The 14,184-nt window shown below is 53.9% G+C and carries 13 protein-coding genes and 2 riboswitches; of the genes, 2 read left to right on the forward strand and 11 right to left on the reverse strand.

The window, feature by feature from the left end; all coding sequences use genetic code 11:
* The first annotated feature begins 50 nt into the window (after positions 1–50).
* Positions 51–575, forward strand: a complete 525-nt coding sequence (locus KKD83_04030) for a hypothetical protein (GenBank protein ID MBU2535322.1) — start codon at positions 51–53, stop codon at positions 573–575.
* Positions 576–647: 72 nt separating this feature from the next.
* On the opposite strand, the gene KKD83_04035 is transcribed toward KKD83_04030, so the two are convergent.
* The 11 genes from KKD83_04035 to gcvH form a co-directional block, all read right to left on the reverse strand.
* The gene (locus KKD83_04035) at positions 648–1,823 is read right to left on the reverse strand and encodes a tubulin/FtsZ family protein (protein MBU2535323.1); all 1,176 of its coding nucleotides are present in this window, start codon (positions 1,821–1,823) and stop codon (positions 648–650) included.
* A gap of 238 nt (positions 1,824–2,061) precedes the next feature.
* Positions 2,062–3,075 carry a type I glyceraldehyde-3-phosphate dehydrogenase gene (gene gap / locus KKD83_04040; protein ID MBU2535324.1) on the reverse strand — a complete coding sequence of 338 codons (1,014 nt, stop codon included), beginning with the start codon at positions 3,073–3,075 and terminating at the stop codon, positions 2,062–2,064.
* A 40-nt stretch (positions 3,076–3,115) separates the two neighbouring features.
* Positions 3,116–4,417 carry a phosphopyruvate hydratase gene (gene eno / locus KKD83_04045; GenBank protein ID MBU2535325.1) on the reverse strand — a complete coding sequence of 434 codons (1,302 nt, stop codon included), beginning with the start codon at positions 4,415–4,417 and terminating at the stop codon, positions 3,116–3,118.
* 15 nt (positions 4,418–4,432) lie between these two features.
* Positions 4,433–4,915 carry a TIGR00725 family protein gene (locus KKD83_04050; GenBank protein ID MBU2535326.1) on the reverse strand — a complete coding sequence of 161 codons (483 nt, stop codon included), beginning with the start codon at positions 4,913–4,915 and terminating at the stop codon, positions 4,433–4,435.
* Between the two features lie 76 nt (positions 4,916–4,991).
* Positions 4,992–5,573, reverse strand: a complete 582-nt coding sequence (gene pth, locus KKD83_04055; GenBank protein ID MBU2535327.1) for an aminoacyl-tRNA hydrolase — start codon at positions 5,571–5,573, stop codon at positions 4,992–4,994.
* Between the two features lies 1 nt (position 5,574).
* The gene (gene ligA, locus KKD83_04060; protein ID MBU2535328.1) at positions 5,575–7,623 is read right to left on the reverse strand and encodes an NAD-dependent DNA ligase LigA; all 2,049 of its coding nucleotides are present in this window, start codon (positions 7,621–7,623) and stop codon (positions 5,575–5,577) included.
* Between the two features lie 82 nt (positions 7,624–7,705).
* Positions 7,706–8,311: an alpha-ribazole phosphatase gene (gene cobC, locus KKD83_04065; GenBank protein ID MBU2535329.1), complete on the reverse strand. Its 606-nt coding sequence runs from the start codon at positions 8,309–8,311 to the stop codon at positions 7,706–7,708.
* A complete protein-coding gene (lipB, locus tag KKD83_04070) occupies positions 8,304–9,008 on the reverse strand; it encodes a lipoyl(octanoyl) transferase LipB (GenBank protein MBU2535330.1) in 705 nt (234 codons plus the stop codon). Before lipB ends, cobC begins: the two co-directional genes overlap by 8 nt.
* Complete coding sequence (gene gcvPB / locus KKD83_04075) at positions 9,005–10,450, reverse strand: aminomethyl-transferring glycine dehydrogenase subunit GcvPB (GenBank protein ID MBU2535331.1); 1,446 nt, start codon at positions 10,448–10,450, stop codon at positions 9,005–9,007. Before gcvPB ends, lipB begins: the two co-directional genes overlap by 4 nt.
* On the reverse strand, positions 10,447–11,751 hold the full coding sequence (gene gcvPA / locus KKD83_04080) for an aminomethyl-transferring glycine dehydrogenase subunit GcvPA (protein MBU2535332.1): 1,305 nt from the start codon (positions 11,749–11,751) through the stop codon (positions 10,447–10,449). Before gcvPA ends, gcvPB begins: the two co-directional genes overlap by 4 nt.
* A 20-nt stretch (positions 11,752–11,771) precedes the next feature.
* Positions 11,772–12,173 (reverse strand): glycine cleavage system protein GcvH, encoded by a 402-nt coding sequence (gene gcvH, locus KKD83_04085; protein ID MBU2535333.1) that lies wholly within the window; start codon positions 12,171–12,173, stop codon positions 11,772–11,774.
* 68 nt (positions 12,174–12,241) lie between these two features.
* Positions 12,242–12,331, reverse strand: a riboswitch (glycine riboswitch).
* Positions 12,332–12,426: riboswitch (glycine riboswitch) on the reverse strand.
* A gap of 153 nt (positions 12,427–12,579) precedes the next feature.
* Here gcvH and serA point away from each other — a divergent pair.
* Entirely contained in the window at positions 12,580–14,160 is a 1,581-nt protein-coding gene (gene serA, locus KKD83_04090; protein ID MBU2535334.1) for a phosphoglycerate dehydrogenase, read from the forward strand.
* Positions 14,161–14,184: the final 24 nt, after the last annotated feature.

Here is a 14,184-nt window from a genome sequence, read left to right on the forward strand (position 1 = left end):
AAACCAATCACATATCAGTGTATCAGTAATATTAATACAGGAGGTACTCGATGGCGAATCCAAGGGAACAAACCAAGAAGGTTAGTGAGGAAACCGAAGAGGTAGTTGAAGAAACGGTCGAAGCCGTTCCTGAAGAAGTTGAGCAACCTAGCGCCGAGGTGGAAACACAATCGGTCAAGCCACTTGAAGAGGTATTGGGACAGGCGGAAAGAGCCTACGCTGCTTTTATGGAAGCGCAGCGACAGGTGGCCAATGCCTATCGGGCCAATGAGCAACAAATTGCCAAAGCCTACAAGCGTGCCGAGCAGCAGGCGAAGAATGCCTATGATGAGGCGATAAAAGAGACGATGGCAGCACGCGATGAAAATGTAGCCGCTGCACTTAAAGCCCGTGATGATGCTATCTCCCAGGCAGAGAGAGCGTTTAAAAAGGCGAAGGATCAAACGGATAAGCAATGCGAGGAACGGGTAGAGGCGGCCAAGAGCAGGAGGGAAGAAGCGCTTTCTGGAGCCTGGCAACTCCGTGAAGAGACCATGGACCAGGCCTGGAATATATACGCCAAGCTATCAAGATAACTACCGTAGTATGGCAATCTAAGTACTTCCTAGTGTGGCTGATACACTTGTGTGTGATTGGTAATTTATTAGTTAGATTAAAGACGGGATATCTTTGAGGGTGACCTCTATTCCCCGGTACTTGTCTTCGATTCCTTCCTGTCTCTTCTTCAGTGCGGTAATGAGGCTGAGAGTCTTGGTGAAGTAGCTCCTTACCTTTTCCACGTCACTAAGTTCCGATAGGATGACGGTAACATCAAGCATTCCTTTTTCTCTTGGATAATCACCGCTTCTGATGACCGCCTCGGGGGCAAGGCTCTTGAGGTAGGTACCGAGCTCCTTGATGAGGTCGACGTTCATTTCCTTGGGTGGGGCGGAAACCAGGTAAAGAGCTCTCTTAGAATCTATGGGGTTGACCTTGAGTGAGAGACCGCTGATCGCTTCGTCCATGGCCTGGGTTCCCTTCTGCGCTTCCGCGGCCTTGTTTCTAAAATCGCGTGTCCGGGTCATGATTTTCTTGGCCAGTGAAATTTCAGAACGTCCATAACCAATTGCCGTCCATCCGGTCAGTGTCTGTATAATGTCGCCGGCGTCAAGTATCTTCGCTCCGATGTACTGGGGTTTCTTTTCTTCGCCGGCGCAAAGCAGGTTGTAAAATGGCGCGGTAATGAGGGAATTGATTTTGGACAAATTACTCCTGATTGAGGCGTCTTTCATCACGTATCTCTGGTTGTCAACCAGGAAGATGGCGTCGGAGACCAGATAGGCAGATTTCAGACACGTGGCGGCATTGTATATGGTTCTTTCCTCGGTGGCCTCTTCATGTTCGAAGGGCAGGACTATGAGATTATATACCGGCTTATCCACATAGCGCTCTTTGATAAGTTGAGTGATAACGGGAAGCGCGCCGGAGCCAGTACCCCCGGCTGCACCGGCTATCAGCAGAAACGCGTCTGCTTCCACGAAGCGTTTGCTGGTTCGTATCGTTTCAATAATCTTATCGCCGTCCTCTTTGGCAATCTCAGCGCCAAGCTCGTTAATCTTGCCGACACCGTGTCCGCCAGTTTTTCGGCCACCGATGAGGATGCGATGCTGATAATCTGGTCTAATGCCAGTCAGGCCACTGAGGTCGGCAACATCGGTATTAACGGCATAGGCGTTGGCGATGATATCAATACCACGTTGGACGTGCGCCTTACGGTTTAATCGGGAAAATTCATCAGCAATTCGACCGCCACACTGTCCAAAACCAACTATAATTAATTTCATTTTTTACCTTATTTTTTAATTTGTGTTATTTTAGGCATTATTTCTATGTAATGTCAATGATATACTTTTTACAAATACACGTTTGAGGCAGATTGAGTGAGGAATTGGCGCCTGGATAGAGTAGAAAAAAGTCCCTCCCTCAAAAGTAACCCCCCTGGCTGTTTGAAGAGACGATAGCAGTTCATTTCTTTTTCTAGTACAGGCAACTGGTATACTATAACATCTTTTGTCCGTTTTGTTACAGCCCCCTATTGGCAATAAAGGCAGCCAGGTCGGCCAGACGGCAGCTATAACCCCACTCGTTGTCGTACCAGGCAAGGACCTTGACCATATTGCCGCCAATGACCATGGTGCTCAAAGCATCGACAATGGTACTGGCCTGGTTGCCTTTGAAGTCCATACTGACCAGAGGCTCCTCGCAGTATTCCATGATACCGTTCAGAGGTCCTTCGGCGGCGGCTTTGAATGCCTGGTTGACCTGCTCAACGGTTACCTCCTGCTTCAAATCAGCAACGAAGTCTATGACCGAGACAGTGACCACGGGGACACGAAAGGCCATGCCGTGCAGCCTGCCCTTAAGCTCGGGGATAACCAGGGTAACGGCATGGGCGGCGCCGGTGGTGGTGGGGATAAGGTTCATGGCGGCGGCACGCGCCCGGCGCAGGTCCTTGTGCACCATGTCCTGGATTTTCTGGTCATTGGTGTAAGCGTGGATAGTGGTCATCAGTCCCTTATCCACACCGAAGTTATCGTGGAGCACTTTGACCACCGGGGCGATGCCATTTGTAGTGCAGGAGGCGTTGGAGACTACGGTGTGTTTCGCCGGGTCATACTTTTCCTCATTGACGCCGAGGACGATGGTGATATCCTCATTCTTGGCCGGGGCGGATATAATCACCTTTTTGGCACCACCATTGAGGTGGGCGGAAGCCTTGGCAGCATCGGTGAAAAGACCGGTTGACTCGATGACGATATCTGCACCGTGGTCGCGCCAGGGTATGTTGGCGGGGTCTCTTTCCGAGATGACCTTCACCTTATTGCCGTCAACAATGATAGCGTCATCGCTGGCCTCTACTGTTCCTGGAAAGCGGCCGTAGGTGCTGTCCCATTTCAGCAGGTGGGCGTTGGTTGCGGTATCAGTAAGGTCGTTAATGGCCACCACTTCCAGTTCACCTTTATGGTACTGGTTGATGGTGCGAAAGGTCAGTCGACCGATGCGACCGAAACCGTTGATTCCGATTCTGGTTGTCATCTTCATTCCCCCCGCGTCATTTGTGATTTAACAGATAATATTATTGATGTGGCCTTACGCTGGCGAAGGCCCCTGTTCCAGCAAATTGCGCTGACTGCCCCAGTTCATCTTCTATCCGAAGGAGGCGGTTATATTTGGCGGTGCGTTCAGAGCGACAGGGAGCGCCGGCCTTGATTTGACCTGCATTGAGGCCAACCGCCAGGTCCGAGATAGTCGTGTCTTCGGTCTCGCCGGAGCGATGGCTGACGACCGCCGTCCATCCCGCATCCTGTGCCATCCTGATGGCAGCGATTGTTTCCGTAAGGGTACCGATTTGATTGAGCTTTATGAGGATGGAATTGGAAGCTTTAATATCAATACCTCGTTTCAGCCGACTGACATTGGTAGTGTAGAGGTCATCGCCGACCAGCTGTACTTTGTTACCCAGTTTTACGGTAATAAGTTTCCAGCCGTCCCAGTCGTCCTCAGCCATGCCGTCTTCGATGCTGATAATCGGATAGGCTGCTGTCCATTTGACATAAAACTCCACCATCTCGGTTGAACTGAGACTGGTGCCTTCGCGCGCCAGCACATACCTGCCGTCCTGGTAAAATTCACTGGCGGCCGGGTCAAGGGCAATAAAGCAGTCCCGACCGGGCTGGTAGCCCGCTTTCTCAATTGCATCCAGCACCGCCTCGACGGCCTCTTTGTTGGAAGGAAGGGGAGGGGCAAAGCCTCCTTCATCGCCGACGTTGGTGCTGAGCCCTCTGTCCTTCAGGACTTTTTGCAGCGAATGATAGACTTCAGTGCCCATTTGCAGGGACTGACGGAAGCTGGAGGCACCGGCGGGCACTACCATGAATTCCTGGAAATCCGTAGAATTGGCGGCATGTTTGCCACCGTTCAAAATATTCATCAATGGTACCGGCAGGGTATACCCGTCGACCTGGCCAAGATAGCGATAAAGCGGCAAGTCCAGGGAGTTTGCTGCGGCATGGGCCACCGCCAGAGATGTTCCCAGAATGGCATTGGCTCCCAGTCGCGATTTACTATCGGTGCCATCAAGCTTTATCAGTTTACGGTCAATGGCTTCCTGGTCGGTGGCGGCCATTCCTTTAATGCCGGAGGCGATGCGTGTATTGGTATGATTTACCGCCTGGAGGACACCCTTACCACCGTACCTTTTATTATCCCCATCGCGGAGTTCCACCGCTTCGTAGGTGCCGGTACTGGCCCCCGAGGGAACGGCTGCTTGCCCAATCGTTCCATCTGAAAGCATTACTTCTACTTCTACCGTCGGATTGCCCCTCGAATCGAGGATTTCTCTACCTTTAACCTGTTCGACGGTTGTTGTTTCTGACATGCTCTTTCCTCAAAGTCAGCTATTTATCGTTTTAAGCGCTTTGTTTACCGCATCAGCCGGATTCTGGGCGAGTATAATTGAGTTATCTGTTTGACCGTTTCGGGACAGCGACCAGGTATTCAGGCCAATGACTGGTATGCCATTGCGCAGTGCATGGCCGATTTCGGACAGGGTACCGTAGCCACCATCGATGGCTATCACTGCCTCGGCGCTTTTCACCACTATCACGTTCCTCGCTTCGCCTAAGCTGGTCACGATTGGAACCTGCACGTATGGGTTAGCTGTCTGGCGACTGCCTCCGGGTAGGATGCCGATGGTCAGCCCGTCCTCAGCGCTTGCTCCCTTGCAGGCGGCTTCCATGATGCCGCCCAATCCCCCACAGACGAGCACAGCCCCTTTTCTGGCCAGTTCCCGCCCCACCTCTTCCGCCAGTCTTGTTTCCTCTGACGTAGGGTCGCTGCCACCAATAACGGCGATAAACCGCTTCTGCTCTCTCATATCTGGGGGTATAATTACACAATTATAGCATTTAGCCTGTGCCAAGGCAAAGAGGGCTATCATGTAAAAGCGGCTTTTAGTTATATTTGTTCATCGCTGTGGTCAGACCTTCGCTGAGGAGGCAAAATATGGCCTCGTCGACTTTCTTTATGACCTCGGCGACGATTTTATTCTCGCTGGAATCGAAATCGCTGAGCACGTGGTCGATGACCTCAGCGTCTTTATCCGTGTTGGCACTGTCTACATAATCAGGTCGGCTTATGCCCACCCTGATGCGAATGAAGTCGGCATTTTCCAGCTCTTCGATAATTGACTCGATACCCTTATGTCCGCCGGACCGGCCTCCCTGACGGATGCGTATTTTGCCCAGCGGCAGGTCAAGGTCATCATGGATGATAATCAGGTCTTCAGGGCGGATTTTATATCGTTTCACAAGGCGGCTCACCGAGTGTCCGCTAAGGTTCATCATAGTCTGCGGTCTGGCCAGTACCAGCTCTGTGCCGGCAACTTCACCCTCGCCGACCCTTGCCTGTCCCTTTTTGCGGGCAAAGCGTATCCCATGCTTTCTGGCCAATCGGTTCAGGCACATGAAGCCGATATTGTGCCGATTGCGAGAGTAGGTCAACCCCGGATTTCCCAGGCCAACGATTAATTTCATATCAGGCTTTCTGGCTTAGTAATTGCCGGAACTCTGCTTCGTTCATTATCTTCGTGCCCAGACTCCGGGCCCTGTCCAGCTTGGAACCGGGGTCGGCGCCGAACACCAGGCAGGTGGTTTTTCTGGTCACGCTGCTGCCCGTGGCGCCGCCGAGGGATTTGATTCGTTCCTCGGCTTCCTTCCGGGAAAATGACTCAAGGGTGCCGGTGAGGACAAATTCCATGCCGGAGAGAGGCAATGCCTCGACCTTGACTGGCTTTTCCTCCAGCTTGACTCCGGCTTCCCTTAATCTTTTAATGATATCACGGTTAGCGTCCTCGTGGAAAAAAGCGATGATGCTGTCGGCAATCTTCGGTCCGATGGTCTCAATGGACACAAGTCTTTCCCGGGAAGCCTCGGCCAGCGCGTCAATGCTGTGAAATTCCCTGGCCAAAAGCTCGGCGGTTTCCCCACCGATATGGCGTATGCCGAGGGCCAGAAGAACCTGGGCCAGCGGTCGGTTCTTGCTCTTTTCGATAGCATCGAGCATATTGCTGACGCTTTTCTCGCCCATTTTCTCCAGGCCGAGAAGCTGTTCTTTTTTATCTTTCAGATAGTACAGGTCGGCGATGTCTTTAATTAATTCTTTCTGGAACAGGGTGATGGTCAGGTTTTCGCCGATACCTCTTATATCCATGGCCCCGCGTGAAGCGAAGAGCTCTATTCGCCGCTGTGCCTGAACGGGACAGGCGGCGTTGGAGCAGTAATACATCGCCTCGCCTTCAGGTCGGATAACTTCGCTCCCGCAGACCGGACACGCCGGACGCCCCTTTTCTTTATCGAAGATTGTATCCAGAAGTTTGAACTCTTTCTCTTTTCCGGTGCGCTTGCTGACGACCGGCCCAACAATCTCGGGTATGACCTCGCCGGCGCGCTGGACGATTACGGTATCACCGATGCGGATGTCCTTGCGCCTGATGTCGTCCTCATTGTGGAGGGCTGCCTGCTTGATGGTCACCCCGCCCACCGACACCGGCTCCAGGATGGCGTAGGGGTTGAGGGTGCCCGTCCGTCCCACGCTGATACCGATGTCGATTAGCTTGGTGGTTCCCTGTACCGCAGGAAATTTATAGGCGATTGCCCACCGTGGCTCGCGGCCGACATCGCCCAATCTCCTCTGCAGCTCAAGCTGGTTCACTTTGACCACGATGCCGTCGGCCTCATACTGGAGGTTTTCCCGTTTCTCCATCCAGGCCTGGTAGTAATCTTCAACCTGCTTGATATCAGTTAGATGGCGGTTGTTGGGGTTAACCTTGAAGCCAAGCGACTTGAGGTATTCCAGCGTTTCCCAGTGGGTCGATGGTGTCGCCCCGTCTTCGGCGTAACCGAGCATGTAAATATAAAGGTCCAGCGGGCGTCTGGCGGTAACCCTGGGGTCGAGCTGGCGCACCGAGCCGGCGGCGGCATTTCTGGGATTGGCGAACAATGGCAGTCCCTCCTCTTCCCTTTCCCGGTTTATCCTGTGGAAGCCGGCTACAGGCAGGTATACCTCGCCGCGCACCTCAAATCGTGGCGGGGCGTCTTTCGGCACGGCCAGAGGGATACTTTTGATGGTCCTGAGGTTCTGCGTTATATCCTCGCCGCGTAAGCCATTGCCGCGGGTAGCCCCGGTGGCGAATCGGCCATTCACGTAGGTCAGGGCAACCGCCAGTCCGTCGATTTTGTGCTCGCCGACAAAGTCGAAGTCGGCGTGGCCAATCAGCCGTGAAATACGGGTATGCCAGGCGAGCAGTTCCTCGCTGGAGAAGGCGTTGCCGAGGGACAGCAGGGGTATTGGATGCTCCACCACACCGAAGGCTTCCAGGGGTTCGGCGCCAACGCGCTGGGTAGGTGAATCGGGAGTTAAGTACTGGGGGTACTGCTCCTCCAACTGCCGCAGCTCCCGCATCAACGCGTCGTACTCAGCGTCGCTGATTTCAGGGCTGTCGAGCACATAGTAGCGGTAGTTGTGATGGTTTATCTCGGCCCTTAGCTTTTCAACCCTCTTTTTTGCTTCTTCAAGGTCAGCCATAACGTCTTTAACTGGGAAACATATTTACACTAGAAGTATAGCACAGTCGAAGGTGAGAGAAAAGGTGAACGAGAGCCTTTACCTAGTGTAAATGAGAGGTATCATTAAGTAAATTCAATGTAGCGCCGTGCGAATGGGTCTCCACAATGCTGAGCGAGGCTAAATCGGTGCGGAGCTGCCGCCAGTGACATATATCTATCTTCAGCAGATGGCAGAGCAGAAGGCGCAGCACCCCGCTGTGGGCAACCACCAGGACTGTGTCCTCGGTTACATGTTTATCGAGACGGCTGAGGAATCTAATAACCCGCCGGTCGAGGTCAGTGATGCTTTCGCCCTCGGGAAAACAAAAAGAGGGGTCCCGGGTCGGCCAGGCCTTGACCAGTTCCGGATAGCGTTGACCAATTTCACTGAAGGACAGCCCTTCCACCTTGCCAAAATTTATCTCCAGCAGTTCCGGGCAGGTTTTAACATCCAGCCGGTGATAAGAGGCAATGATTTCGGCGGTGGCCGAAGCCCGGCTCAGTTGGCTCGCATAAATGGCATCGATTTTTACCTTGGCAAGGCGGTCAGCAAGTCGCTCGGCCTGCCATATCCCCTCGGCACTCAACTCAACATCGGTCTGCCCCCAGAACCTTTCTGCGCTGTTGCCTTTGGTATTGCCATGTCTTGCCAGAAGCAATCTAGACAATGACGACCTCCTCAACAGGGAGCACCAGGTTCATTTCTCGCTTCAGAGCGAATACCTCCGAGAATAAGCGTATCCAGTTATGCACAATCGCATCAAATGGCACCGGGCGACCAAGAAGCTCCGCCATCGAGGTCATTGATGCTCCTTCCATGCCGCAAGGCCTGATATGGTCAAAATATTTTAAGTCATTGTTGACATTGAGGGCAAACCCGTGCGTGGTGATGTAGTGGCTGACGTTGATGCCTATGGAGCACATTTTCCGGTCGCCTGCCCAGACACCTCCCGGGCGGTTACCATTGCGCTGTCCCTCAATCCCAAAACTTCTAAGAAGCCCGATGATGACCTCCTCCAGTTTCCAGATATATTCGCGGACACCTAATCCGTTCGCCCTGAGGTCGAGAACTGGATAACCGACCAGCTGCCCCGGCCCGTGATAGGTGATGCTGCCCCCGCGATTGGTCCGCAGCACCGGGATATTTTCCGGCGGGACAATGATATCCTCTTTGCCTCGAAACCGCCCTACGGTATATACGTGCGGGTGCTGGAGCAGCAGGACGGCGTCGGGAATTCGACCCTCCGCTCTGAGCTGCCTTAACGTCTCCTGCTGATTCAGGGCGACCTGGTATGGGACTGTTCCGATATATTGCGCTATGTATCCTTTTTGGCAGATCAGGTCGATGTCCGACGTTTCCATCATGGCAACTTCCAGCGCAGGTCCGGTTTTCTGGCGGCATTGACCTCGTCCAGCCTTCTCACGGGAGTACTGTGTGGTGCAGAACGCAGCGATTCCGGATTTTCCTCAGCTTCCCTGGCAATTTCAACCATGGCTTCGATGAAGGCATCGAGCGTCTCTTTGCTCTCGGTTTCGGTGGGCTCTATCATGACGGCCTCCTCAACCACCTGGGGGAAATAGATGGTTGGTGGGTGAAAACCGTAGTCAAGCAGGCGTTTGGCGATGTCCAGCGTGGCGACTCCCTTCGCTTTTTGTCTTTTGCCGGAGAAAACCACCTCGTGCATACAGGTGCGGTCATAGGGCAGATGATAGTATGGCTTCAATTTCTCTTTAATGTAATTGGCATTGAGAACGGCGTTTTCGCTGACTTCCCTTAAACCTTCGGCGCCCAGCGAGCGGATGTAGGCGTATGCTTTGACCATAACGCCGAAGTTCCCGTAGGCAGTGCCAAGGCTGCCGATTGATTTTGGCGGTATGGCGAACCGGTATTCTCTTTTATCCTTTGAAACGACCGGTGTGGGCAGGAAATTGGACAGATTACCCTTGACGCAGACCGGGCCCGAACCGGGGCCGCCGCCGCCATGCGGAGTGCTGAACGTCTTGTGCAAGTTAAGCTGGACGCAGTCGAAACCGAGGTCGCCGAACTTTACTTTTCCCAGCAGGGAGTTCAAATTGGCGCCATCGCCGATGAGCAATCCGCCTCTATCGTGGACAATGGCGCTTATCTCGGCAATCCGGGGGTCAAAGAGACCGAGCGTGGTCGGCATGGTCAGGGTCACGGCAGCGACCTCTTCATTCATCAGACCTGTCAGGCGCTTCAAGTCAAGGTTGCCGTCGCCATTGGATTTAACGATGGTCACCTCAAAACCGCACATGGTCGCGGTTGCCGGGTTGGTACCGTGTGCCGAGTCTGGCACCAGTATTTTGCGTCGACCTTTTTCACCGCGTGAGCGGTGATAGGCTTTGACCATCAGCAGGCCGGCCAGTTCCCCCTGCGCTCCTGCCATCGGCGCCAGGCTGGTGGCATTCATCCCGGTAATCTCGGCGAGCAGCTCCTGCAGTTCATACATAAGCTGTAGGGCTCCCTGCACCGTGTCAACTGGCTGATAGGGATGAATCGATTGAAATCCCGGAAATCGGACAATGTCCTCATGCCATTTCGGGTTGTACTTCATGGTGCAGCTGCCAAGCGGGTAGAATCCGGTGTCCACGCCGTAATTTCGCCTGCTGAGAGCGGTGAAGTACCTCACCAGCTCAGCTTCGCTGACCTCAGGGAGCGCCAGTTCCTGACGCATAAATTCCCGGGGAGGAAGCTCGGCGGCTGGTACATCCAGTTCGGGAAGTCGGCACCCGACTTTACCCGGTCTGCTTATATCCGGCAACAGATAGTGCTTGCTTTTTTTCATAGCGCTCCCAGAGCGGAGACAAGGCGGTCTATCTCCCGTCTTGAATTCATCTCGGTGGCGCAGAGCAGCAGGCCGTTGTCCACCAGGTGGCTCACGTCAAGGCCACCGATGATTTTTTCTTTCCGAAGTGCTTGGTTTATCTGTTCGGGTGGTATCGGGCAACGAATGGTGAATTCTTTAAAGAACGGCTGCTTGAAGGCCAGCGAATAGCCCTCAAGCTTATTTATAGAGCTGGCCAAGTAATGGGCCTTGTGGTAGCAGAGCTCGGCCACCCGGCGAAGCCCGTCTTTCCCCATCGCTGCCAGATAAACCGTGGCGGCGAGTGCCACCAGCGCCTCATTGGTACATATATTCGAGGTCGCTCGCTCTCTCCGTATATGCTGCTCGCGGGTGGCCATGGTGAGAACGTAGCCGGTCTGGCCTTCAACATCAATCGTACGGCCAACAATTCTGCCCGGCATCTGGCGCAGATGTTCTTGGCGGCAGGTGAAGATGCCCAATCCGGGCCCGCCGAAATTCAACGGGTTGCCCAGCGACTGCCCCTCGGCGACGGCGATGTCCGCACCGTAGTTTCCCGGCGGTTGAAAAAGGCCGAGAGAAATCGGGTCGAAGATAACGACCAGCAGCGCCCCGGCGCGGTGCGCAAGCTCGGCATAGCGCTCTGCCTCTTCAAAGTGGCCGAAGAAATTGGGCTGCTGCACGAGCAAACAGGCACATTTATTGGATAAATCTTTAAAATCTGGCTTCAGCTCATTTATGGCTATATCCTGGCCGCTGTCGTAGGTGCCAATGACGTCACGGTATCTGGGATTTACCGTTGACAGTAAAGCAACCTCTTTTCTATCCGTAAGGCGACAGGCCATGAGGGCCGCCTCGGCGGCCGCCGAGGCGCCGTCGTACATGCCGGCGTTGCTGACCTCCATTCCGGTCAGCTGACAGACCAGCGATTGGTATTCGTATATCGACTGCAGGATTCCCTGGCTGGCTTCGGCCTGGTAGGGGGTATAGGCGGTGTAGAACTCGCTGCGCCCGGTGATGTGCCCGACAACGCTGGGAACAAAGTGCCGGTAATAGCCCGCGCCGAGAAAACAAGCATAGTCATCCAGAGCGGCATTTTGACGCGACAGCTGACGTAACTCCCCTTTGAGCTCCAGCTCGGTGAGGGGTGGCGGCAGGTTAAACCGGACATCACGAAACTGCGCCGGGACGTCCTGAAAAAGCTCGTCAACGGAACCGGCGCCGATATCACGCAGCATAGCGGCGCGGTCACGGTCAGTATTTGGAATATACGGTGAAGGCATTTGTCCTTGATACCTCCCGTCTAATCTGAAGCATCCTGCGAAAGCCCGGCGACGAATTCCTTATATTCGTCACCGCTCATCAATACTTCCAGCTCCTCGGGCTGACTTAGTTCAATCTTTAATAGCCATCCAGCCCCGTAAGGGTCCTCATTCACGAGTGCGGGGTTATCAAGCACGGCCTGATTTCTCTCCAGCACTTTACCGCTCGCTGGCGAGAAAAGGTCGGATACCGCTTTAACCGTTTCAACCTCTCCCATCTTCTCAAATTGTGCCACCTGAGAACCGGGTTCGGGCAAATCAAGAAAGACGATGTCGCCAAGTTGGGACTGCGCATAATCGGTGATTCCAATCCTCGCTTTGCCCTGAGGCTCGGCACAGACCCATTCGTGCTCCTGCGAATACCTATATTCCTGCAGATTCATTTCCTTCTCCGGCTCCGATTCATTCTGTTTTCCCACAAACAAAAAGGGGCCAATCTACTTTTTATAGACTAGCCCCTCTGTCCTTTTACCTGAGAGATCACCCGTTTATAGCGGGTTGCCCCTTCGGTGTCCTTCAGCTGAAGGACTCTCCAGAGGTGTTATTTTGGGCAGTCCTTTTGCCTGAGAGTTTCATCCTTCCACTGGAGGGACTTTCCCCTTCGGCGCCCTTGCGGGTCTCTCCTGCCGCTATGTGATGCAGACTAGCATACATCATTTACGCTGTCAAGGTTTACACGGGGAAGAGATAACGGTAAGGGAGTGCTTTTGACATAAAGATTTTATTTATGTAGCATTATGTTGACGAGCAGAATACCCTTCCGTATAAATCTCAGGAAAGAGGCAATTAATGAAGGTTCTCGTAGCCGACCCGATAGCGGCACAGGGCATTGATATCCTGCGGCAGCATGCTGAGGTTGATGTAAAAAAGGGCATGACGCCTGAGGAACTGAGGTCAGTTATCAGCGATTATGATGCTCTGGTGGTGCGCAGCCAGACGCGGGTCACTGCTGATATTATCGAAGTGGCGGAAAAGCTGCAGGTCATCGGCAGGGCGGGGGTGGGGGTGGATAACATAGATGTCGATGCCGCCACCCGCCACGGTATCATTGTAATCAATTCTCCAGAAGGCAATATCGTCTCCACCGCCGAGCATACCATTGCCATGCTGCTTGCCCTGGCACGTCGCATTCCGCAGGCACATGACCTTCTCCACGCCGGGGTGTGGGACCGCGAATTAAAGGGGGCAGAAATCCGCAACAAGGTGTTGGGTATTATCGGCCTGGGCCGTGTGGGAACCGAAGTGGCGGAAATGGCCAAAGGGTTGCGCATGGAGGTTATCGCCTATGACCCGATGGTCTCGGAAAGCAGGGCAGAAAGATTGGGTGTACAGCTCGTGGAGCTGGAGACGCTGCTGAAAACGGCCGATTTCATCACCATGCACGTGCCGCTTAACGCCAGCACCAGGGATTTAATTGGCCGCAGTGAACTCAGGCTGGTCAAACCTACGGCCATGCTGATAAACTGCGCGCGGGGTGGCATCTTGGATGAGAAGGCACTCTATGATGCGCTCAATCAGGGGAAACTGGCCGGGGCGGCAATCGATGTCTTCAGCAAGGAGCCGGCACAGGATAACATTCTGCTTCAGAGCGATAAGGTAATCGCTACCCCTCATATGGCGGCCTCAACATTTGAGGCAGAGGCAAGCGCCAGCATCGATATCGCCGAGCAGGTGGTTGCCGTTCTCCAGGGGCACCCGCCCAAGTCGCCGGTAAACGCGCCAATGATAACAGCAGAGGCCCTGTCAATACTTGGGCCGTATATCCAGGTGGGTACGACCATCGGGCGGATTGCCGTGCAGTTGTTGGAAGGGCATCCGGACTCGCTGACCATTCGCTACCAGGGTGACATTGCCAGAGAGGATACCAATCCGGTAAAGGTGGCTGTGCTTGCCGGCCTGCTGAACGGTCTTACGGAAGAGCGTGTGAATATGGTCAATGCTGACATCATCGCCGACAGCCGTGGATTAAACGTTACCGAGCAGAAAGAAGCTACCTGTGAAAATTACGCCAATATGCTGACGGTAGAGGTAAATACCAGAGCGGGAAAGACACTCGTGGCCGGGTCGTCGCTCCGGGGCCGGACTCACCTGACGCGGATGGGCGATTACTGGCTGGAGATAGAGCCAACAGGCAGCTATATGTTATTTACCGAACATAGAGACTGTCCCGGGATGATTGGGATGGTGGGTACCGTTATCGGCAACGCGAATATCAATATCAGCCAGATGCAGGTTAGCCGGGGAGTGCACCGTGGTGGTGGCGCGATGATGGTGCTCTGTCTGGATGACCCGATAACCGAGGAGTGCTATCAACAGATACGTGCCATACCGGATATGTACAAGGTGCTCGCCGTAAAACTGAACAAGTAGCGGGTGAATACAACGATGACGTGT

The sequence above is a fragment of the Chloroflexota bacterium genome (genome assembly GCA_018829775.1).
Classification (GTDB): domain Bacteria; phylum Chloroflexota; class Dehalococcoidia; order Dehalococcoidales; family RBG-16-60-22; genus E44-bin89.

Bases quoted from the DNA above. Each gene is read 5' to 3' on its own strand.
- KKD83_04030 (MBU2535322.1), top strand. From the start codon at position 51: ATGGCGAATCCAAGGGAACAAACCAAGAAGGTTAGTGAGGAAACCGAA.
- serA (MBU2535334.1), top strand. From the start codon at position 12,580: ATGAAGGTTCTCGTAGCCGACCCGATAGCGGCACAGGGCATTGATATC.
- gap (MBU2535324.1), bottom strand. From the start codon at position 3,075: ATGACAACCAGAATCGGAATCAACGGTTTCGGTCGCATCGGTCGACTG.
- gcvH (MBU2535333.1), bottom strand. From the start codon at position 12,173: ATGAATCTGCAGGAATATAGGTATTCGCAGGAGCACGAATGGGTCTGT.
- lipB (MBU2535330.1), bottom strand. From the start codon at position 9,008: ATGATGGAAACGTCGGACATCGACCTGATCTGCCAAAAAGGATACATA.
- eno (MBU2535325.1), bottom strand. From the start codon at position 4,417: ATGTCAGAAACAACAACCGTCGAACAGGTTAAAGGTAGAGAAATCCTC.
- KKD83_04035 (MBU2535323.1), bottom strand. From the start codon at position 1,823: ATGAAATTAATTATAGTTGGTTTTGGACAGTGTGGCGGTCGAATTGCT.
- ligA (MBU2535328.1), bottom strand. From the start codon at position 7,623: ATGGCTGACCTTGAAGAAGCAAAAAAGAGGGTTGAAAAGCTAAGGGCC.
- KKD83_04050 (MBU2535326.1), bottom strand. From the start codon at position 4,915: ATGAGAGAGCAGAAGCGGTTTATCGCCGTTATTGGTGGCAGCGACCCT.
- gcvPB (MBU2535331.1), bottom strand. From the start codon at position 10,450: ATGAAAAAAAGCAAGCACTATCTGTTGCCGGATATAAGCAGACCGGGT.
- gcvPA (MBU2535332.1), bottom strand. From the start codon at position 11,751: ATGCCTTCACCGTATATTCCAAATACTGACCGTGACCGCGCCGCTATG.
- pth (MBU2535327.1), bottom strand. From the start codon at position 5,573: ATGAAATTAATCGTTGGCCTGGGAAATCCGGGGTTGACCTACTCTCGC.